Source organism: Polaromonas sp. P3_C2, from assembly GCF_056402675.1.
Genome location: NZ_JBFUGX010001136.1, coordinates 1 through 769, shown reverse-complemented (window position 1 = coordinate 769; position 769 = coordinate 1). Strand labels below are relative to the sequence as shown.

The window sequence follows — 769 nt, the reverse complement described above, 5'->3', positions numbered from 1 at the left end:
GAGTAGGAGTAGGCGTCGCAGTTTGACCAACAACCGGAGGAGCAGCAGGAGCCATCGCAGGGGCAATTGCGCCGTCGCAACCAGGCGCTGCAGTAGCAGGCGTCCAGTTGGCGTCACGCCAGCACAGTTCGTTGGTACCGTTTTTCCAGACCAGTTCGTTGGAACCGTTTTTCCAGTTGTCGATAGTTTGTGCACCAGCGGCGGTAACAAGCGCTGCGGAAGCAAACAACATTGCCACTTTGTTGAGTTTCTTCATGGTTCTCCTCTAGAGAAAAGCCGCAGACTGGCTGCGATTAGTAATTTACACGCCGTGAGTGACCATCACTCAAAGCGTTACATCGATTGTGCCACACCTGTCTGAACCTTCAAGCACGCTATCGGCTTCGTCTGACACAGACTTAAGATTCTTCAGCATTTGTTGCTGTCCCGCCACAGGCCATCGCTTTAAACTCCGGCCTTAAAATCAGCGGTTTCCTTCAAGAATCTCGAAATCCCAACCAGGCCGCTCATGACCCAGTTCGCAAAAGAAACCCTGCCCATCAGTCTTGAAGAGGAAATGCGGCGAAGCTACCTCGATTACGCAATGAGCGTGATCGTTGGGCGGGCCCTGCCTGATGCAAGGGATGGCCTCAAGCCGGTACACCGGCGCGTGCTTTTTGCCATGCACGAGCTGAACAACGACTGGAACCGCCCTTACAAAAAGTCAGCGCGTATCGTCGGCGATGTGATCGGCAAGTACCATCCGCACGGCGACCAGTCAGTCTACGAC

1 protein-coding gene and 1 pseudogene are annotated in these 769 nt (G+C 54.2%); one reads left to right on the top strand and one right to left on the bottom strand.

Annotation, left to right across the window (positions count from 1 at the left end; all coding sequences use genetic code 11):
- A pseudogene (locus AC1DWI_RS25155) lies at nt 1-256 on the bottom strand (outer membrane protein OmpA); the annotation flags it as partial.
- Between the two features lie 252 nt (nt 257-508).
- Here AC1DWI_RS25155 and AC1DWI_RS25150 point away from each other — a divergent pair.
- The coding region (locus AC1DWI_RS25150; RefSeq protein ID WP_477726182.1) for a DNA gyrase subunit A at nt 509-769 on the top strand (261 nt) is incomplete at its 3' end.